The organism is Cytobacillus sp. FSL M8-0252 (assembly GCF_038007345.1).
Classification (GTDB): domain Bacteria; phylum Bacillota; class Bacilli; order Bacillales; family Cytobacillaceae; genus Cytobacillus; species Cytobacillus kochii.
On sequence record NZ_JBBOWZ010000001.1, the window covers coordinates 864,165 to 884,124 of the forward strand.

22 protein-coding genes are annotated in these 19,960 nt (G+C 35.1%); 17 read left to right on the forward strand and 5 right to left on the reverse strand.

Annotated elements, in window-relative coordinates; genetic code table 11:
* Nucleotides 1–3: 3 nt before the first annotated feature.
* The 8 genes from MKX83_RS04510 (at nt 4) to MKX83_RS04545 (ending at nt 6,511) form a co-directional block, all read left to right on the forward strand.
* Complete coding sequence (locus tag MKX83_RS04510) at nt 4–981, forward strand: ABC transporter ATP-binding protein (RefSeq protein ID WP_095370520.1); 978 nt, start codon at nt 4–6, stop codon at nt 979–981.
* A 7-nt stretch (nt 982–988) separates the two neighbouring features.
* Entirely contained in the window at nt 989–1,987 is a 999-nt protein-coding gene (locus tag MKX83_RS04515) for an ABC transporter ATP-binding protein (protein WP_341054322.1), read from the forward strand.
* Nucleotides 1,988–2,007: 20 nt separating this feature from the next.
* Nucleotides 2,008–3,141, forward strand: a complete 1,134-nt coding sequence (locus MKX83_RS04520; RefSeq protein ID WP_095370518.1) for a M20 family metallopeptidase — start codon at nt 2,008–2,010, stop codon at nt 3,139–3,141.
* A gap of 251 nt (nt 3,142–3,392) precedes the next feature.
* The gene (locus tag MKX83_RS04525; RefSeq protein ID WP_328198427.1) at nt 3,393–4,043 is read left to right on the forward strand and encodes a protein kinase family protein; all 651 of its coding nucleotides are present in this window, start codon (nt 3,393–3,395) and stop codon (nt 4,041–4,043) included.
* 443 nt (nt 4,044–4,486) lie between these two features.
* A complete protein-coding gene (locus MKX83_RS04530; RefSeq protein WP_341054324.1) occupies nt 4,487–4,627 on the forward strand; it encodes a hypothetical protein in 141 nt (46 codons plus the stop codon).
* A 280-nt stretch (nt 4,628–4,907) separates the two neighbouring features.
* On the forward strand, nt 4,908–5,057 hold the full coding sequence (locus tag MKX83_RS04535; RefSeq protein ID WP_341049924.1) for a hypothetical protein: 150 nt from the start codon (nt 4,908–4,910) through the stop codon (nt 5,055–5,057).
* A 205-nt stretch (nt 5,058–5,262) separates the two neighbouring features.
* Nucleotides 5,263–6,066: a nucleotidyltransferase gene (locus tag MKX83_RS04540; protein WP_341054326.1), complete on the forward strand. Its 804-nt coding sequence runs from the start codon at nt 5,263–5,265 to the stop codon at nt 6,064–6,066.
* A 313-nt stretch (nt 6,067–6,379) separates the two neighbouring features.
* Nucleotides 6,380–6,511 (forward strand): anti-repressor SinI family protein, encoded by a 132-nt coding sequence (locus tag MKX83_RS04545; RefSeq protein ID WP_341054327.1) that lies wholly within the window; start codon nt 6,380–6,382, stop codon nt 6,509–6,511.
* Nucleotides 6,512–6,525: 14 nt separating this feature from the next.
* On the opposite strand, the gene MKX83_RS04550 is transcribed toward MKX83_RS04545, so the two are convergent.
* Nucleotides 6,526–7,641 (reverse strand): response regulator, encoded by a 1,116-nt coding sequence (locus tag MKX83_RS04550; protein ID WP_341054330.1) that lies wholly within the window; start codon nt 7,639–7,641, stop codon nt 6,526–6,528.
* Nucleotides 7,642–7,859: 218 nt separating this feature from the next.
* Nucleotides 7,860–10,769 (reverse strand): hybrid sensor histidine kinase/response regulator, encoded by a 2,910-nt coding sequence (locus tag MKX83_RS04555; protein WP_341054332.1) that lies wholly within the window; start codon nt 10,767–10,769, stop codon nt 7,860–7,862.
* A 674-nt stretch (nt 10,770–11,443) separates the two neighbouring features.
* Between MKX83_RS04555 and MKX83_RS04560 the strand changes: the two genes are divergently transcribed.
* From MKX83_RS04560 to MKX83_RS04585, 6 genes are all read left to right on the forward strand, one after another.
* Nucleotides 11,444–12,736, forward strand: coding sequence for an acyl-CoA thioesterase/bile acid-CoA:amino acid N-acyltransferase family protein (locus tag MKX83_RS04560; RefSeq protein WP_341054334.1), 1,293 nt, complete (start codon nt 11,444–11,446; stop codon nt 12,734–12,736).
* 693 nt (nt 12,737–13,429) lie between these two features.
* Nucleotides 13,430–13,903 carry a DUF2975 domain-containing protein gene (locus MKX83_RS04565; RefSeq protein ID WP_224934506.1) on the forward strand — a complete coding sequence of 158 codons (474 nt, stop codon included), beginning with the start codon at nt 13,430–13,432 and terminating at the stop codon, nt 13,901–13,903.
* Nucleotides 13,904–13,912: 9 nt separating this feature from the next.
* The gene (locus tag MKX83_RS04570) at nt 13,913–14,140 is read left to right on the forward strand and encodes a helix-turn-helix domain-containing protein (RefSeq protein WP_095370515.1); all 228 of its coding nucleotides are present in this window, start codon (nt 13,913–13,915) and stop codon (nt 14,138–14,140) included.
* Between the two features lie 121 nt (nt 14,141–14,261).
* Nucleotides 14,262–14,474, forward strand: coding sequence for a helix-turn-helix transcriptional regulator (locus tag MKX83_RS04575; RefSeq protein ID WP_095370514.1), 213 nt, complete (start codon nt 14,262–14,264; stop codon nt 14,472–14,474).
* Between the two features lies 1 nt (nt 14,475).
* Nucleotides 14,476–14,850 (forward strand): permease, encoded by a 375-nt coding sequence (locus tag MKX83_RS04580; protein WP_307314954.1) that lies wholly within the window; start codon nt 14,476–14,478, stop codon nt 14,848–14,850.
* A 20-nt stretch (nt 14,851–14,870) separates the two neighbouring features.
* Nucleotides 14,871–15,041 carry a DUF3976 domain-containing protein gene (locus MKX83_RS04585; protein WP_322910113.1) on the forward strand — a complete coding sequence of 57 codons (171 nt, stop codon included), beginning with the start codon at nt 14,871–14,873 and terminating at the stop codon, nt 15,039–15,041.
* Here MKX83_RS04585 and MKX83_RS04590 read toward each other — a convergent pair.
* The gene (locus tag MKX83_RS04590) at nt 14,997–15,644 is read right to left on the reverse strand and encodes a hypothetical protein (protein WP_341054336.1); all 648 of its coding nucleotides are present in this window, start codon (nt 15,642–15,644) and stop codon (nt 14,997–14,999) included. The two genes, MKX83_RS04585 and MKX83_RS04590, sit on opposite strands and share 45 nt — an antisense overlap.
* 748 nt (nt 15,645–16,392) lie before the next feature.
* On the opposite strand from MKX83_RS04590, the gene MKX83_RS04595 reads away from it, so the two are divergent.
* Together MKX83_RS04595 and MKX83_RS04600 are read left to right on the forward strand one after the other, a co-directional pair.
* Entirely contained in the window at nt 16,393–16,941 is a 549-nt protein-coding gene (locus tag MKX83_RS04595) for a GNAT family N-acetyltransferase (protein ID WP_322910110.1), read from the forward strand.
* Nucleotide 16,942: 1 nt separating this feature from the next.
* Nucleotides 16,943–17,788, forward strand: a complete 846-nt coding sequence (locus MKX83_RS04600) for a GNAT family N-acetyltransferase (RefSeq protein WP_322910109.1) — start codon at nt 16,943–16,945, stop codon at nt 17,786–17,788.
* Nucleotides 17,789–17,798: 10 nt separating this feature from the next.
* Here the strand turns inward: MKX83_RS04600 and MKX83_RS04605 are convergent, their stop codons facing one another.
* A complete protein-coding gene (locus tag MKX83_RS04605; RefSeq protein WP_267892255.1) occupies nt 17,799–17,930 on the reverse strand; it encodes a hypothetical protein in 132 nt (43 codons plus the stop codon).
* Between the two features lie 80 nt (nt 17,931–18,010).
* Nucleotides 18,011–18,625, reverse strand: a complete 615-nt coding sequence (locus MKX83_RS04610) for a TetR/AcrR family transcriptional regulator (protein ID WP_095370507.1) — start codon at nt 18,623–18,625, stop codon at nt 18,011–18,013.
* Nucleotides 18,626–18,784: 159 nt separating this feature from the next.
* Here MKX83_RS04610 and MKX83_RS04615 point away from each other — a divergent pair, with 159 nt between their 5' ends.
* On the forward strand, nt 18,785–19,945 hold the full coding sequence (locus MKX83_RS04615) for a YhgE/Pip domain-containing protein (protein ID WP_307315371.1): 1,161 nt from the start codon (nt 18,785–18,787) through the stop codon (nt 19,943–19,945).
* The last annotated feature ends 15 nt before the right edge of the window (nt 19,946–19,960 follow it).

Below are 19,960 nucleotides of genomic sequence, written 5' to 3' on the forward strand. Positions count from 1 at the left end.
GCGTTGGACCGAGAGAGCTTGTTAGAAGTGCGTGACTTGAAGACTTATTTTTATACGGAAGATGGTGTGATTCCTTCTGTTGACGGAGTGTCATTTACGATAAAGAAAGGCGAGACTGTCGCTGTTGTAGGAGAGTCAGGCAGTGGTAAAAGTGTAACATCTTTATCTATTATGGGGTTGCTAGATGCTGCTGGAAAAATTGAAAGTGGCACCATCATATTTGAAGGTAATGATGTAACAAAACTATCAAAAAAAGATCGAAGGAAATTGCGCGGAAATGAGATGGCGATGATATTTCAAGAACCACTCACCTCTCTTAATCCTTTATTTACAGTAGGTAATCAAATTTCTGAAGCAATTAAAATCCATCAAAAAGTAGATAAAAAAGAGGCGAAAAAGAGAAGTATCGAGATTTTAAAAAAAGTAGGCATAGCTCGTGCGGAGAAGATATATCATTCTTATCCTCATCTATTAAGTGGAGGCATGCGTCAACGTGTAATGATTGCGATTGCCTTATCATGTAACCCGAAACTATTAATTGCAGATGAACCGACAACCGCACTCGATGTAACTATCCAAGCGCAAATACTCCAATTAATGAAAGAGCTGATAAAAGACAAGCAAACTTCTATTCTATTTATTACACATGATTTAGGCGTGGTAGCTGAGATGGCTGATCAGGTGATTGTCATGTATGCTGGTCAAGTTGTTGAATATACGGATGTGTTTACACTGTTTAAAGAAGCTGCTCATCCTTATACGAAGAGTTTATTAGCTAGTACGCCTAAAATCCACGAACAAACAGAAAAACTGCAAGTCATCGAAGGAACTGTACCCAATCCGAATGCTATGCCAAGTGGATGTCGCTTTCATACACGTTGCCCATATGTAATGGAAAAATGTATGAACAATGAGCCCGTACTTACCAACATCCATAACCGTCATCAAGTGAAGTGCTGGTTATATGAAGAGGAGGGGTGACAAAGACATGACAGTTATTTTAAGTGTAAGGGGTTTAAAGAAATATTTTGATGTGACTGAAGGGTGGTGGAAGAAGGAAAAACAATACTTAAAAGCAGTTGACCACATATCCTTCGATGTGAACGATGGGGAAACATTAGGGATTGTTGGGGAGTCTGGTTGTGGGAAATCGACAACAGGTAATTTAATTATGCAGATGTTAGAAAAAACAGAAGGAGAAATAATATTTCAAGGAGTAGACCTTTCCACTCTATCCAAACAAGAGCTAAGAAAGAAACGGGCGGAAATGCAGATGATTTTCCAGGACCCTTTTTCCTCGTTAAACCCTCGGATGAAAATATTTGATATTATTGCAGAACCGTTATTGACCCATCTTAATTTAAGTAGTGAAAGATTGAAGGAAGAAGTTTTGTCGTTGATGGATCAGGTAGGTCTTGATCGTTCATATATTCACCGCTACCCCCATGAATTTAGTGGTGGTCAGAGACAAAGAATCGGCATTGCTCGGGCCATTGCATTAAAACCTAAGCTCATTATTTGTGATGAGCCTGTATCTGCATTAGACGTTTCCATTCAATCACAAATCCTTAATTTAATGTCTAAATTACAGAAAGAGTTACGATTAACCTTTATCTTTATTGCACATGGCCTACCAGCAGTTAAATATATTAGTGATAAAATTGCGGTCATGTATCTTGGGAAAATTGTTGAACTAACGACAAAAGAAAAACTCTTTTCAAAACCCCTTCATCCGTATACAGAGGGACTTTTATCAGCAGTTCCCCTTCCTGACCCGATGTTAAGGAATAAAAAAGAAGGTGTTATTTTGGAGGGTGATATTCCAAGCCCAACCAATATTCCTTCTGGCTGTCGTTTTCATCCACGATGTCCACATGCACAAGAAAAATGTAAGAAAGAGGAACCAACATTTATTGCCCATGAGGAAGAGCACTATGTTGCCTGCCATTTTCCATTAAAAAAGGGTGTTGGTGTGTTGGAAAAATAGATAAAGGAGATGTATAAAAGGTGGAGGGATATATACAACAGCGAAAAACAGAAATGCTGCAATTAATTGAAAAACTTGTCAATATTGATAGTGGTTCATATGTAAAGAAAGGGATAGATGAAATCGGGAGAATTCTACAGAAAAAATACGAAGAAATTGGATTTGTTGTAGAGGTGAAAACAGAAGCAAAATACGGCAACCACCTTGTTATTCGACATGAGCATAGTCTGCACCCCAAAATTATACTGGTAGCCCATATGGATACGGTTTTTCCTGAAGGTACGGTGAAGAAGCGCCCGTTTCAAATGAAAGGAAGCAGAGCTTATGGACCTGGTGTCGTTGATATGAAGTCGAGTTTAGTTGAGCTTTTATATGCTATGAAAGCATTAGTACACTGTGGGTCAAATGCCTGTGAGAACGTGCAAATTATCTTAAATGGTGATGAGGAAATTGGTTCACCGTCATCGCGTGAATTAATAGAGGAACAATCGATGGGAAAAGAATATGCACTTATTATGGAGCCGGCAAGAAAAGATGGTTCACTTGTGACAGCAAGAAGAGGCGGGGGAAGATATAAGCTCATTATTAAAGGCAAAGCCGCCCATTCAGGTATTGAGCCAGAAAAGGGAAGGAGTGCGATTGAAGAACTAGCTTATAAAATCATCCAGCTGCATAATTTAACAAATCATGAACAGGGAATTAGTGTTAACGTAGGCATCATTTCTGGTGGTTCTTCTGTTAATACCATTTCTGATAATGCCGTCGCTCATATTGATATTCGCATCACTGAGAAAGAACAAGCACAAGAATTAGAAAAGAAGATTAAAAGAATATGTGCCAATACAGAAGTGAGAGGAACGGAAATTCAATTAGAAGGGGCAATTAGCAGACCACCAATGGAATACAACGAGCAAACAGAAAAGCTATTACACATTATTCAAGAAGTAGGCGAAGAAATTGGTCTTCATGTCCATAATACTGCAACGGGTGGGGGTGGCGATGCCTCTTTCACTTCAGCAACGGGTGTGCCTACAGTTGATGGTCTAGGTCCAGTTGGTGGGAATGCTCATAGTAAAGAGGAGTATATTGAAATTGACACATTAACAGAAAGAACCATTCTTCTTGCAAAGACAATTGAGCGTTTGTCCCGATGATTTTTTTGGAAGCTACCACTCGTTTGGTAGCTTTCATTATGGAGTTGTGAGGTCATATCCTAAAGGTCATTCAGAAGTATAAGTTGTAAATTTTTTGTATCAATTATTACAGGAAAGTAATTTTCTTCTCTATATGTATACATTTTTACTTGAAGGGACCTTAAAATTTGTAGGTGATGGCCTTTCTATACTAAACTACTCTAAAGCGAACATCATAAAGTTATGTTGTTCCTTCAAATGAGGTGATTAGAATGGAATTTAATCAGCTAGCGAGCAGTGTAGTAATTGAAATGGTAGAGGGACGCCCCTCTTTAAGATCATATAGTGACCAGCTAGAACTGATTGGTGTTGGAAGAAGCGCTTTTGTTTTCAAAATTACGAAGCAAGCGATTGCTATAAAAGTATACTTCCCACAAATGGAAGATATCGCAAAGGTGGAAGCGGCAAATTATCAACGAATTCAAGGTAATCCCTATTATCCACATCTTTATGATTATGGTGATTCTTATATTGTCATCGACTATATAGAAGGCTTTACGCTCTTCCAATGCTTAGAGAAAGGTATTCATATAAAAACTGAACATATAGAGTCTGTCCAATTAGCCTTACGTTCAGCTACAGAAGCAGGCCTGAAGCCGTCAGATATCCATTTGCGCAACATTATGATTGATCGAAACGGTAATATAAAACTGATTGATATTGCTCGTTTTAATTCGAAAAACATCGATAAACAATGGACAGACTTACAGAATGCGTACTACCGATATTACGCCAACAAATGGTTCCCGAAGAAAATCCCTACAGTCATCTTGAATTTCATAGCCGACATATATAAAAAGAGATTCCTTCCAATGTCTGTGAGAAAAGTAATCTTTCAGGATAAAAATGGGATACATGTATAATAGAATGATAAAATCAAACATGAACAACTCTTGTATAAAAAGGAGTGTTCATGTTTTTTTGTTGTTTTAGACTGTGAGATTGATTTTGGAGTCATAGGGGATACCTGAAGCCCAAGCAAAACCAAGTGAAATTGAAAGCTATGAAAAGAAATTGTTAGATCTGTAAACAGTGTAATGTCTAAGACTATGTATGTTGATGAAAATAAAGTTGAGATGAGCAAAACAGAACAGTCAGGTGAATTGAAGACGGAATCTTTTTAAGATGCGATATCATACAAAGGAACTGTTAAGGAGTAAAATATGATGATGAAGTTGAATATTCAGTTTCCTTCAAATCTGTTAAGATGAACAATGAAGATGTCGTAGAAGATGTTGACTCATTGAATATAGATTTGCAGTAGACAGGGAATATAAAAGTGTTTTCGAATGAAGCGGAAATATGGATGAAAACCATATGGTTGCATCCAAGGTTTGGGCTATTGCTCAATAGTATAAAAAAAGACATTAGTGAAGAAGTCCATGTTTATGAACATGCTTCTACAGAAGAAGTATTAAGCTCATTTAACGAACAATGTGTAAGCTAGGGTTTAAGTACAGTTGGATAAGATAAATTTGACGATCAAATGATAGCTAAAGCAAGTTTAGGCGAAAGATGGGATTGTACTCAGTCTTGTGTAGCGTCTAAAGTGTTTGTATTTATAGCAATTGTTGGTGTTGTGGAGTTGCTTGTACAGTTGGTGTTCCGGCTACAGCAGGAACAGCTTGCTATGCATGTATAAACACTGCTGGTATTCTCGGAGCTACAACAGTTCTTAACTGTTTCCAAGATTGTAGTTGATTCACTAAACAGTTAGGGTGATAAGAATGATGAAAATCATGTTTTTGCTTGGAGCATTCAGTGTAGGCCTATTTGCATTCTTAGATAAGCATTTTTGGGGCTTGATGCTTGGGCTTGCATTCTTTTTTATTGGTTTATATTTCATTAAGCCGCGCTTTAAAAAAATGAATGATTAACGTAAGTGCTAATTGGGGTTCTGGTGTCAAAACGAATGTATCTATACACTTACGAGGCAGGTAGTGATGTTTTAATGTATAAATGCTATTATTAAATTGATTTAAAGGATGGAAGGAGCATTACTTATGTGTTGTGCATGTTTTCCAGTTGTGAAAGAACACTCTATCTTAAATTGAAAAATAAACAATAGATAGAGGGGTTTATATGTTATTTCAAAAAAAATTAATTGAGCGTGTTAAAAATAAATGTGAGTTAGACAATCATATAGCTTCTGCACTGATGTACGGCTCTTTTACCAAAGGTGAAGGTGATCAATATTCTGATGTTGAGTTTTATATCTTCATTAAAAATCACATGAACGCTAATTTTGATTCAAATACTTGGATTAAAGAATTATTTCCAGTCGAACTAATATTCTTCAATGAATATGGTACACAAGTAGCTATATTTAGTAACCTTGTGCGTGGAGAATTTCACTTTCTACCTGAACAAAAGATGGGTGTCATTAAAGACTTTAAACCTACAGGGGTATTTCCAAATCCAGAGAAAATGTTTATTTATGATAGCACCAATAAACTGTTTCCTCTTTTAGAATACCTTAATGAAGACGATCCAATAAGAAAAACAGATGAAAATATAAATTTTGCTTTTAATAGTTTTGTTAATTATTGGATATTCGGTATTAATGTGCTAAAAAGAGGGGAATATGCTCGATCACTAGAAATTCTCAATGGTGTTCAAAAACAAATTTTACAACTCATGAGAATACAAGAAGATACTGTAGAACGTTGGCTAAATGCCACTAAAAATCTTGAAAAAGACTTGAGTAAACGTTCATATGAAAAATTTAGGGCGATTACTGCTAATCTTAATGAGAAAAGTATAAAACAAGCATATACTAATTCAATTGTATTAGCCGAGAGTTTACACGTAGACTTATCAAAAGAGTATACAGTAGGAATTGAACAACGACTACTATCCCAGCTTCATACACTTTTAATAGATTAATTTAGTGAGCTTCCTAAACATTAGGGAGCTCTTTTTTTTAATGATTAAACTAAATCACACTCTTACTTATATCATATTTATCCTTACTATTGAATCAATTTGGTTTCTGATTAAATATGATTTAAGGGTGAAATAAAAGAAGAAGTGAAGAAGGCCTTATTTGCAGGCTCTTTCACTTCTTTTATTTTACCTATACTATTCACTTCATTAAATGCTTATTTTCACTCCAAGTTTTTAAAAATTTAAGAGAGTTTTAAGAGAATGATTATATAAAGGATATAAACAAAAAATTATGAAGTGGGTGAACGGTATAATGAGTATGTGCAAGGATGACAAACAATTAGACGCTGAATGGGTTCATCTAATATTAAAAGCGAAAGAGATTGGTTTAACGATAGATGAAGTAAAGACATTTTTAAAAACGGCCAAGACTGAAGCCAAGTAAATAATCGACTTTTCTTATTTATTAATTTCTTGGTATAAATTAATTAAAATTGGGTCCGGGTCTATATTTAGATCGGTAGAGAGTAAGGCTTTATAATTTTTATATAATATGATCGCTTCATTCCGATTTCCTCTTTTTATTAAAAGGTTCATGGTTTGCTGAATATTTTTATCCATATATGGATTCAATTTGCGTTGCAAGCTAAGGTAAAACAGGGCTTTATCTGTATGGTTAATGTAATAATACTCAATAATACTGTCTAACAAATACATAGTAATAGTAAGTTTTTCCTGTGCGATATCATTTGCCCAATCGTAATAATTCCATTGCATGTATGAACCGGTATATTGACTTATTGCTTCTTCTGCACTACTAATGGATTTAATATCATTCTTTTTGAAACTATGTATAGCCTCATTAAATATTTTTAAATCTGAATGGATATTCGGAATGGATAAGATATAGCTCTGATTGGCAAACTTAATGCAATTTGAATAACCAAGAGTGTTTAACATTTTTCTTAAGTATGTTAGACATGTATGAAGGTTTATCTTGGCTTTTTTACTATCCTGATTTGGCCATATGTTTTCAATTAGATGATCTCGGTGGACGTATGTATCCATATAAGTAAAGAGGAATGCAAATAATTCCTTTACTTTAGATGTTTTAAATTGAAGTGGCTCTTTATTTAGAAAAACGTTAAACTCGCCGAAGCATTGAATATAAAGTGGTATTTTTTCTTTTGGAGCTTCATCCTCTCTATTTTTCTTGATTTTTTCTATTAATCTGTCAACCGTCGTTTTTAATCTTTTGGGCATAACAGGTTTCAATAAATAATCAATAGAATTGATTTCAAATGCTTTGACAGCATGCTGGGCATGGGCTGTAACAAAAACAATAAATATGGATTCATTAATCGATAAAATAGATTCAGCTAAATCTAAGCCGCTACCTTCAGTTAACTCGATATCTAAAAAAGCAACATCTATCATTTCTTGTTTTATATCTTCTAGAATATTTGTCTGATACGAATAAGCCTTAACAATTTCAATTTCCGGAAATGCATGCAATTGTTTAGTTAATAAATCAAGAGAAAGCTTCTCATCATCTACTAAAATGGCTTTAATCATCTAACGACTCCTTTGAAAAATTATTGGTGATATTATACAATGAACGAAAAATAGGGATAATTAAGGCGTTTGCAACTAATTGAAACTTTCATTCTCCCGAGTGGACCTAGAGTATTTGTGTTATAGGATTAAGAATAAAATACTTAACTTAGTAATTGTAATCTAGGTTACTTTGCTTCAGTAGAATCATTGATTTTTATAAAGTAGTTAAAATCAAACTACTCATTATTAGGAATAGAAAAACTAACAACGGTTCCTTGACCAGTTTTACTTTTCAATACTAGCCCTTTTCCATATAGTTGTCTTAATCTACGGTCTGTATTAAGTAAGCCGATGCCCTGTTCTTTTGAGTAATCATCTTTTTGATTAAAAATATTTTGAAGTTTATCTTCAGGTATCCCTTGGCCATTATCAATTATAGAGATAGTAGTAAAAGTATTCTGTTTTCTTATTTGTATACGAATCGTACCTCCACTTGTTTTTTTGAGGATGCCATGTTTCACAGCGTTCTCCACAAGTGTTTGGATAGAAAGTGGCGGTACATGTATATCAATAGGGTCATCTATTTCCCAAACAACCGTTAGACGGTTGCTAAATCTTTCATTTTCGATATAAATATAAGAACGAACAAGGGAAAGCTCATAATCAAGTGGAACAGTAGGTTCAGTATTTTTAAAGTCAAAACTTAGGCGTAAATAATTGCTAAACTCTTCAAGTAGTAGTTGCATTCTTGGTGTATCCATCATACTAAGGGCTGCAATTGAGTTTAAAGTGTTAAATATAAAATGAGGTTGGATTTGGGATTGTAACCAAGCTCCCTCCATACGTAGCCTTTCTTCAAAAGTCAATTTTAATTCCGATAAAGCCCTCACTCTTGCTTTTAACTCCCAACTATCAACTGGTTTTGTTATATAATCATTTGCTCCTGATTGTAACCCTGTCAAGATATCTTCAGACCGTGTTCTAGCAGTTAATAAAAGTACAGGAAGTTCAATTAAGCTAAAACGGTTTCTAATAATTTTGGTAAGTTCATAACCAGACATTTGAGGCATCATTACATCGGAAATGACCAGGTCATAGGATTCAATTTCAAGTTTAGCTACTGCTTGAAAACCGTTTGATACTGTGGTTATTTCATAACCATCATTTTTTAAAACATTTTGTAGAACATATAAATTAATGGGGTCATCATCGACTGCTAGTATCTTCATTCTTTTATTCAGATGAATATCTTTTAAATCACAAAATTGATCTGGATGAACATGTTCGATAGTTGCAGCAACTTTATCCATCATTTGATTCTCTATCTTTGACGGAGAAGTGCCTTCTGCTTCTACACTCTTATTTAGTATGGGAAGAGAAAATGTAAAAATAGAGCCTTTTTCTGAAGTTGATTTTAAGGATAAATCTCCATTGTGCAGTTTAACTAATTCCTTACAAATACTAAGACCAATACCTATGCCACTACTATCCGTTCTATTATTCTCACTAGCTTGTTCAAAAGGCTTAAAAATTCTCTCTATTTCTTCAGGATTCATTCCTACTCCCGTATCTTCAATTTCAATATGAGCCATTCCATTTATTCTTGAAGCACGAATTATAATGATACCTTCATCGGTGAATTTCAAAGCATTATGTAATAAATTGAACAAGATTTGTATGAGTCTATTCTCATCTGCTAGGACTGGAGGGAATGTGTTTGATATTTCGATTTTAAATTTAACCGGTTTTTTATCTCCAAGGAATTTCAACATATCAATGACCCCTGCTGTTACGACTTGCAAATTAACTCTGTTCATATTTAGTTGAATTGTTTTTTGTTTTAAACGAGTGACATCAAGTAGATCATTCAAAAGTAGGGAGAGCCTCTTACTTATGTCAATGGCTATACTTAAATGTTTTTTGTGCTCGTTACTAGGTGGTTTATCTTTATCATCAAGTATTGTTTGAATCATATTCATAATTCCATGTAATGGGTTCCTTAACTCATGAGAAGTTTTAATTAAGAAATCATCTTTCCGTTGATCTGCCAGCTGTAATTGCTCAGCCAGTTTTTTTGCATCTGATGTAGCGATAAAAAAACGTTTAAACCAAAATGCCGTAAAAGATAATATTGCAAAAATAAGATCAAAAGGATAATGCATCACATCAATGGAAGCATCGCTCAAATTACTTGTCCATATTAAATTAACAGCTATACTTAAACAACCTATGATAATGAAGATGATTCCTTCTATTTCATTTATAAACTTTCGAAGGATATTGATGGATATCATTACAGATATTATTAGCACACTACCAAGTACAATCTGGATTAGATTAATAATGTCCTTGGATGATGAAATTAAGACAAAGCCTATATCCAACATACAATATAAAGAAAAGTAACTTATCATTCGTTTATTTCTCGGGTTAGGAAATAGATTGTGAATAAAGGGCGGAATAAAAGCCGCAATACCAATATATGATAAAAAGGTGATTTTTACCTGGAGTTCATAATCGATACTCAACCATGTAAATAACAATCTATCATCGGATGCTAATACACTAATAACCGCAGAAAATAATAATAGCGAAAAATAAACCATCACTTTTCTTTGAGTTGATCCAATAAAGAATAAAATGATTCCATATATTAGATGTAAAGTTAAAACAACACAAAGCAATAATTGTAAATTGTTTGAAATGTAAACTCGGTGGTTAATGGCATCAATCGTTCCCAAACGAATGGGTTTTAAAATTCCTGCTTCTTTAAGATTACTCGATACATGAATCAGCAATTCAATTTCACTCTTATCTGTGTCAAAACTAACGGAATAAGGTATTGTATCTGCTTCATGCTGATTTTCTTTTATAGCTGGGGTCCCTGAGCCCCCTATAAGTTGTCCATTCACATAGATTAATGTTGCATCTTTGACAGAATTTAGCCGTAATCCAAGAGTAGGAATATCCGTATCATTAATCAAAATTTTTAACCTATATGTGCCATACCGGAAGTCATCCTTCCCTTCAAATGATCCATCCCAGGAACTAATGGAAGGAATGCGCAGATATTTTTTATTATGTTCGGGAAGTGAGTTTGATGTTGCGAGAGAATGTGGATAGAATTCCCATTCTCCATTTAACATAAATGTTTGTTTACTCGAGAAATCCCAACTCCGTAAATCTAATTCCCCTTGTTTTGCAGTAGGAGCCGATGGATAATCTAATTTCTCTATGAAGTTCATCCAAGACACGCGGATAATTGTAATAACTATGAGAAAAAAAATAATAAAAATCCATTTCCTCTTTGTTAGTATCTTCATTTGTTTCATCCTTCACACAGAAAATTTATTAAAATGAATCTATCAATCTATAGATAATGAGATTTGAAAAAATTATTACGATATTCTAAGATTTAACCAAAATATGCTATATCCATTTATAGAGTTTTTTTCCAATTATTATCATACAATTCTTTAATGAAGTAAATCATTATTTTGGATTTAATTGTAGTAATTTAGTTGTTGTATAATTTTGAAAACACAGATAATATTTAATGAAAATTTCGAAGGTTATTAATTATTACTGTCATTTAAACCACAATTGAGGAATAAAGACTTATAAGGTGTAATAAATCAACTATGAAACACTACTGCTATAGGGGATGCCACTGAGGGTTTTGATAGGTGTCAGATTAGAAGAATATTTGGTTTATTGTTCATCTATTAAGAATGAACGCTCTCGAACATACGAGGCTGTAAATTGTTTTGGAAGTGTTCTTTTGAAATCTTAGTCTAATAAAGTGAAGTGAGGGGATTACATGGGACCAGCTTTGCAAATTAGCCCAATTGATTCGTATATTGATGAAGATGTAATGATTAAAGTAACTGGGTGTTCGGCCGATGCAGAAGTCCTTATAAAAGCAATAACATATGATGAAAAAGGAAAAATGTTTTATTCGTATGCTAGATTTGTAGCTAATAATGAAGGTGATATCGACGTAAATTCTCAGAAGCCAATGGAAGGGACATATAATGAAGTGGATGGTTCTGGTTTGTTTTGGTCTATGAAACACGCTGATTCAAAATTGGATGATTATTATGAGAAAAGCAACATGGATAAAGTTACGATCAATTTGTTTTTAATAGTAAATGGGGAAGAGGTAGATTCATTAACTATTTTCCGATATTTTTATAAATCTGGCATAAAAAAAGAAGATATCCAGTTTGAAGAAGTTAAAGGAACGTTATTTCGTCCTGAATCACAAGGAAAATATCCTGCTATTATTATATTAAGTGGTTCCGATGGTGGATCGAAGGAACATGCAGCTGCTTTATTAGCTTCAAAAGGTTATATAACATTAGCCTTGTCTTATTTTGGGGAAGTAGGTGTACCGAAGGACCTAGAACATATCCCATTAGAGTACTTTCAAAAAGCAACTATTTGGCTGCAAGAACACCCTTTTGTGAAGGGAAAGGTAAGCTTAATTGGTTATTCGAGAGGTGGTGAACTTGCCTTACTCTTGGGAGCTACATTTGATTACTACAAATCAGTCATTGCATGTGCACCTAGTGCTTATGTAACTGCGGGTATGAAAAATGGGATTTTTGCACCGATACCCTCATGGACAATGGAAAAACGGCCATTACCATATATAAGGTTTAAATATCGCTTTTCCACCATGTTCACTTTACTTAAAAACTGGATATTAAAACAACCCATTTCCTATCTTTCGATTTGGGATAATACGTTGAATGAAGAGGGTGGGATTAGGGAATCAAGAATTCCCGTTGAGAATATAAAAGCCCCTGTAATGTTCATTTCAGGGGAAGATGATCAACTATGGCCATCAGCAAGGTATGTAAAAATGATGGAAGAGAAGTTAAAACACGCTAAAAATAATTCTAGTCAGAATCGTTATTTGTATTATAAGGGTGCAGGCCACTTTATATCTTTTCCGTACAGCTTCGTCAACCTTCCTGCCAATGTATTAATGAACGTTGGGGGAGGCATGACAATGACTTTTGGTGGTACTAAATCAACCAATGCAGCAGCCGCAAAAGATTCTTGGAGAAAAATATTAGATTTTCTCAATGAGTCTAAAGACGTTTAATACGATATACTTTAGTGACCAGAAGTTTAGAAAAACCTTGATGCTAATAATCCAGACTTAAATGAAAGTCAATCCATCATGATTGGTTGCGTTATAAAATGATAGGGTGAATGAGTATAAAAAGCAAAAAAGATTTATTTACTCATTTTTTAAGGATTATATAAACAGATATAAAAAAAACATTAACAAGGGCTGGGACATAACTAAATGAGCTAGCCTCAAAAACGAACAATAACAAATTATGGTTTATAAGATATCATTGCAAAAAAAACGTTCCATTGCGCTCGCGTACACTCGCTTTCCGCGGGGAGGGGCTGAGCCTCCTCGGCATTGCCTACGGTGCCTCAGCTTTCCCTCTATTTCTCGCAGTAGTCGAGTGCCTTCTGTTTCATTCCACTATTACTTCACATCAAGAGATAAATTACAAAAATATGAGTGATTAGATGTTGGACTACTAATTATTCGGATAAAATCCTTAGCTAGAATACCTATGTCCCAAACCCCTTATCTTGTAACTTGAATTTAAACAACTTTATTATATCTATACATTGAATACTTTTGCTGGCATGAGTGGATATTCATGTTTAGCTATTTCATATTCCAAAAACATAGGACGGTAAGAAATAAATATTTATTGTTTTTCAATAAATAATGAGGTAAGATAGGCATAATTAGAATTTGTGAGGTGTGTTTATGAGACAAGGGAAAGTTCTTTTTTTAAAAGTGGTGATTGTGATTCTTGGCTTGATTGTGTTAGGGATCTGCATCGGCTTGCCTTTTTTAGCAAAAGAAACAGCAGAGCTGAATCCAGCACATGCTTATTTAAAATATCCCGTATTATTTGGGATGTACCTAACTGCAATCCCGTTCTATTTTACTTTGTATCAAGGATTTAAGCTGTTAAGATATATTAGTGTAAATGAAAGTTTTTCTGAGCATTCCGTAGCTGCACTAAGAGCTATTAAATATTCCTGTGCTAGTATTAGTGTAATCTATCTAATTGGTATGATCTTTTTATTTACGCAAGATGCCCTACATCCAGGAGTGGCTTTGATGGGATTTGCTATTATATTTGTAACAACGATTCTCTCGATTTTTTCCGCAGTCCTTCAAGAACTTTTATATAATGTATTAAAAATAAAGTCAGAAAATGATTTGACCATCTGAGGTGAGAATGTGGCCATTATCGTCAATATCGATGTAATGTTAGCAAAAAGAAAAATGAGTGTAACAGAATTATCAGAACGAGTAGGCATCACGATGGCGAATTTGTCCATTCTAAAAAATAGTAAAGCAAAAGCAGTAAGGTTCTCCACGTTAGAAGCAATCTGCAAAGCATTAGATTGCCAGCCTGGTGACATACTTGAATATCAAGAAGATAAACAGACCGATTCTGCTACATAACGCAACTACCACAAGCGACTTTTCATAAGGAAAGTCGTTTTTTTTCGAAGAAGAAAATGTAAAGTTAACTTGACGTTAAGGTAACTTTACTATAAAATGGATATAATTAGGAGTGGTACATATGGAGAATCGTTTAATGCACTATAGAAAAGAGTTTGGTTATTCCCAAGATCGTTTAGCTTCCACTTTAGGCGTTTCAAGGCAAACAATTATTTCAATTGAAAAAGGAAAATATAACCCCTCCTTACCACTCGCCTTTGAAATTGCTCATTTATTTCAAGCAAAGATAGAAGATATTTTTATATATGAAAAGCCATTGAAAGGAGAGGAGTAAAATGGAAGGTTCAAGAAGAATATTTATTGTTATTGGATCTTTTCATCTCATCATTTCGCTATTTTTACTGACTGTATCGATTTTAGCGACAGAACTGACCATGACTTTCTTGATGCCCCTTGCGATCGCAATTATGTGCTATTGTTTAGGTTATTTATATCCAGAATGGAAGCAAAAGGATGAACGAATGCGTTTAATCCGGACAAAGGGGTTATCAGCTTCTTTTATCGCTCTTTTGCTATACTATTTTGTTTTTAGCGGATTATTGCAATTCAGTGTCATCAGTATAACAGCCATACAATTGTTAAACTTGCTAGGTGCCCTAATGATTATCACCGTTTTTCTAAGCTTTGTTATTTTTGCAAAAATCTATTAATCAATGAAAGTGGTGAAACGATGAATGTCTTTTTCCCGTTTCTCGTCTTTATGATTGCCTTCCTCTCAATCGCATTTTTAATTAGAAAAGATAAAAACGAGCAAAAGAAATTAACGAAGAGGGGCTGGGTGAAATTCGGTTTATTATTAGCTGTCGTTTTTGTTCTTGTTGCTTCCTTTGTTCTTAAGTGACTCACAAACCTCATTTGCGAAGCGCTCAGTTTCTTTTCTCACCTTGAGAGACTCGCAAACCTCATTTGCGAAGCGGTCAGTTCCTTTTCTCTTACTGAGAGACTCGCAAACTTCATTTGCGAAGCGCTCATTCTCTTTTCTCATCTTAAGTGACTCACAAACTTCATTTGCGAGGCGCTCAGTTCCTTTTCTCTTACTGAGAGACTCACAAACTTCATTTGCGAGGCGCTCATTCTCTTTTCTCACCTTGAGAGACTCGCAAACCTCATTTGCGAAGCGCTCAGTTTCTTTTCTCCTACTGAGAGACTCGCAAACCTCATTTGCGAAGCGTTCATTCTCTTTTCTCATCTTGAGAGACTCACAAACCTCATTTGCGAAGCGCTCAGTTTCTTTTCTCCTACTGAGAGACTCGCAAACCTCATTTGCGAAGCGTTCATTCTCTTTTCTCATCTTGAGAGACTCACAAACCTCATTTGCGAAGCGCTCATTCTCTTTTCTCATCTTGAGAGACTCACAAACTTCATTTGCGAGGCGCTCAGTTCCTTTTCTCTTACTGAGAGACTCACAAACCTCATTTGCGAAGCGCTCATTCTCTTTTCTCATCTTGAGTGCCTCACAAACTTCATTTGCGAGGCACTCATTCTCTTTTCTCACCTTGAGAGACTCGCAAACCTCATTTGTGAAGCGCTCAGTTCCTTTTCTCAACTTGTTTCGAACTAAAGAAGTGTGACTGCCTTCTAAATGCTCAATGAAAACCTTAAATGGATGAAATAGATCAATTAGATAATTAGCAGCGATAAAAGATTTTTAGAAATCGGAGCCACAATCATTTTCATAGTGTACTATTATATTATTATTCGATATCAACTGGAGGTAAGAATGAAAAAACAGCGATTGTATGGTATCCGCAGTTCAGTGAATACGAATTAAGTGTGGTACAATCTGTGTTAATGCAAGGAAATAAACAGATTATTACTGTGGGAGTGAGCGAGGAACCGGTTCGAGGTGAAGCTGGATTAGTCTGTGTTCTGGATATATCTATTGTTTTAGAAGAAGAGCGGTTACTACAATTGATTAAAACAAGCTTTTTAAACATGACTATAAAATTGGGAGCATTTCAAGTTCTCCTCATTTATTGGCATCGGCAGGTGGGCTGAAGCGGAGAAATTATATAGTCGGTTTACCGCTTGAATATCTAGAAAATTCTGATGTGTTTAATGAAACGAAATTTATCGCAAACGGATTAATACAGAATGGGTCGTTATTAACGCCAAAGGCTCAAGTTTCAACACATGCGGTTTACTTTTCGGTTCTATGTTAGGTCTAACCTTTAATGAAAGGTGGTATGGTAATGGAAGGTTTTCCTGAATTAGAAACAAGTCGTTTAAAATTATTAGAAGTAAAAGAAGTATATGCTTGGGAATATTATGCGGTTTTATCGAATGAAAAAGTGACGAGATATTATGGTATGGATACTTTGACGGATTATAACCAAGCAGTAAATATGATTAAACTCATGAAGGAGACTTTTCAGAAGCAGCGGGGAATCAGATGGGCAATCGTACTGAAAGATTCTGAGAAACTAATTGGTACAGTTGGCCTTAACTTATTGAATAGAGGTCAGTCTAGAGCAGAAATCGGTTATGAGCTCCATCCAGATTTTTGGAGAAAAGGGATAGCAAGTGAGACTCTAGAAAAGGTATTACAATACACATTTGAAACATTACAATTAAATCGTGTTGGTGCAATTACTTTTCCTCAAAATAAAGCTTCGATTGAATTGCTTAATCGTTTCAGATTTCAGCAAGAAGGCATACTGAGACAATATCTCTATCAGAATGGAGAGTCACATGATGCTTGTATTTTTTCCTTATTAAAAAATGAATGGATGACAAGATAATATGAAACTACAAATGTTGACCCACCAAGACATTGATGGCATCATTCGACTATCACAATCTGTTGGCTGGGATTATGATCAAGCTGAAGTAACGACTATTTTAAATTCAAGTAAGGTTTTTGGACATAAAAATGAAGCTAATGAGGTAGTGTCGTCTGCAGCAATTATTCCATACGGGGAGAAGGCTGCTTCGATTGGTATGGTGATTGTTCATGAGGAGTACCGAGGAAAGGGGTTAGCAAGGGCCTTAATGAAGGAATGTATTGGCCAAGTAGATGAGCAAACAATCATTCAATTAATCGCAACTGCCAATGGGCGGCCGGTGTATGAAAAAATCGGTTTCCACATGGCAGGGGCAGTAAAGAAATTGATTGCGCCAACTCATTTTTTAAACAATCATAAGCTTATATCCTCGCCACAAGTGGTGCCATTTCAGCAAAAGGATTTTCAAGAAGTGGTTGCCCTAGATGAGAAAGCCTTTGGTGCTAATCGAACACAGTTCCTCTCGGAGAGAATTAGACAAAGTAAAGATTGCTTAATCCTTAAAAGTAAGGAAGGAAAGATAACCGGGTACGGTCTTTCAATTTTTGGTCCAGTTTATACGATTCTTGGCCCAATCGTTGCACCAGATACCCACTCAGCATTTCAAATCATCAGTCAGCTTAAGAAAAGAGAAGGAAATGGCGTAAGGATAGATATTTTATCACAACAAAACGAGCTGCAGGAATTGCTAGTAGCAGCCGGTTTTGAGTTGATTAATGAGCCACCAATGATGATGTTACATTCAAATAAGATACCAACAAGAACGGATCAACTATTTGCCATTGCCTCGCAGGCTTTTGGATAAATAATTTAGGTTATTCTTTCTTTTCCTTTTCCTTCAATAACGCAATCATTTCTTCATGCAATTCATTAGATTTAGCTAATTTACGTTCTATAGAAAATAAAGTAGCCATGACAAAGATAAACCCTATTACGGCAATGAACATATGGATTGCTCCTTTTTTACACCTATTTTATAATGGGACAGGTTTAGATATATAGTGAAAAAGGTAGGGTTTGTATGGAGTTATTGCTTTTTAATCCCAGCAGCATAGAATGGTCCATTCAGGGTAATGGTGGATAATATATGAGCTATTTCTTCAGGTGTTTCATTCTTATCCCCAAGTAACCATTGTTGCAGGACACCAATATGTGCTGAAGCGATATAAGATATTAAGTATTCTCTTGGAACAAGTAGTTGATCTTCTTTAATCAGTGGCCCATTGGGGTCATCGAATAGCTTTTTGAACATAAATTTTTTTACCTTTGTTTGGAAAGAAAGATCACCTTTTGGTCCTAAAATGGCTTTCAGAAAGTCTTTATGGTGTTCAATGTATTGGAAAATACCTATGATTAGTGAAAACGAACCACCAGGGTATTGATTGACTTGTTCATATACTTTAGGGATGTTTTTCTGAGCAATCTCAGATAATCCAAGCATAATTTCTTCCTGACATTTATTCATCAAATCGTATTTATCCTCATAATGTGCATAAAAGGTTCCTCTATTGATTCCGGCTCTTGTTGTAATATCTTTCACTGTTACTGCTTCAAAACCCTTTTCTTCAATTAATTCCGCGATTGCTTTTCGAATAGCTTGTCTTGTGCGTGTTACCCGTAAATCTTGATTCTTGTTTGTCAAAAAAATCCCTCCATAAGCGACAGATTATAAGAATAGGTTCCATAAAGAACAGATTCTCTCTTTTTGATTATTGAATGGCCAACCTCTTGATATTTATAATTATAACCAACAACGTGTTGTTTAATATTATATCTTAAAAAGGAAGGCGACCATATGAAAATTTTTAAAGATAAATTAACATTGGCTACACCCATTCTCGCATTTGTTATAATGTTTATCTTTTCACTGACGTTATTTCCAACAGTTAATCCCACACCTGAAAACTTACCTGTTGCGATAGTCAATGAGGATGAAGGGATGGAAGTAAATAATCAAGGATCTATCAATATAGGGGAGACGATGGTTGAAAACATCAGGGAAGCGGGTAGTAGTACAGATGATGATGAAGCTGCAGTGAAGTGGGTCGAGGTAAAAAACAAGGAAAAAGTAGTAGAAGGTCTCGATAACCAAGAATATTATGCTGCTCTTGTCATACCAAAAGATTTCAGTGAAAAACAAGCTTCATTAAAAACAAATCATCCAGCAAATCCTGAAATCGATATCATCATTAATCAAGGGATGAATGCCGCTGCCTCCTCTATGGCTAATCAAATGCTTAATCAAATGGTTGATCAATTAAATCAGCAGTTACGTGCGCAAATTTTTGCGGAGTTAAAAACGGCAGATACAGCTGTTTCTGTTTCACAAGCAGAGGTGTTAGCTGAACCGATTGCAGTGAATCATCAGAACGTGAATGCGGTTGGAGAAAACAGCGCAAATGGTAATGCACCAGTCTCTTTATTCCAGCCACTTTGGATTGCAGTCATGGCAATTGCAGCAATATTGTTTATTGCTGTGAACAAAATGACCGTACATTCACGTAAAGAAAACATTACTATAAAAGTGGGCCAAATTGTAATTGGTCTGTTTGCTTCTTTAATCATTGGATTTGGTCTGCCATGGTTAGCGGAAGACCTAGTTGGAATGAACATTCCATCATTTATGGACACGGCGTTATTTTTATCAGCTACATCCTTCTGTTTCTTTTTAATGATCTTAGCTGTTTTATCTTTGTTAGGCATTAAGGGTATTGCTATTTTCGCGCTTCTATTATTCTTTGGCGCCCCATTATTATCTATGGCTCCTGAGATGATGTCTTCATTCCATCAAACTTGGATCTATTCTTGGTTACCAATGAGATTTCTAGTAGAAGGATTGAGGGAGTTATTCTATTTTGGGCAATCGTTCTCATGGGATTTGATTTCCGTCCAGTTTTGGATTGGTTTAGTCAGTATAATAGTGATTTTCTTAACAGCACTAAAGTTGAAGCCCAAAAAATAGTGAGATGAGGGAGTA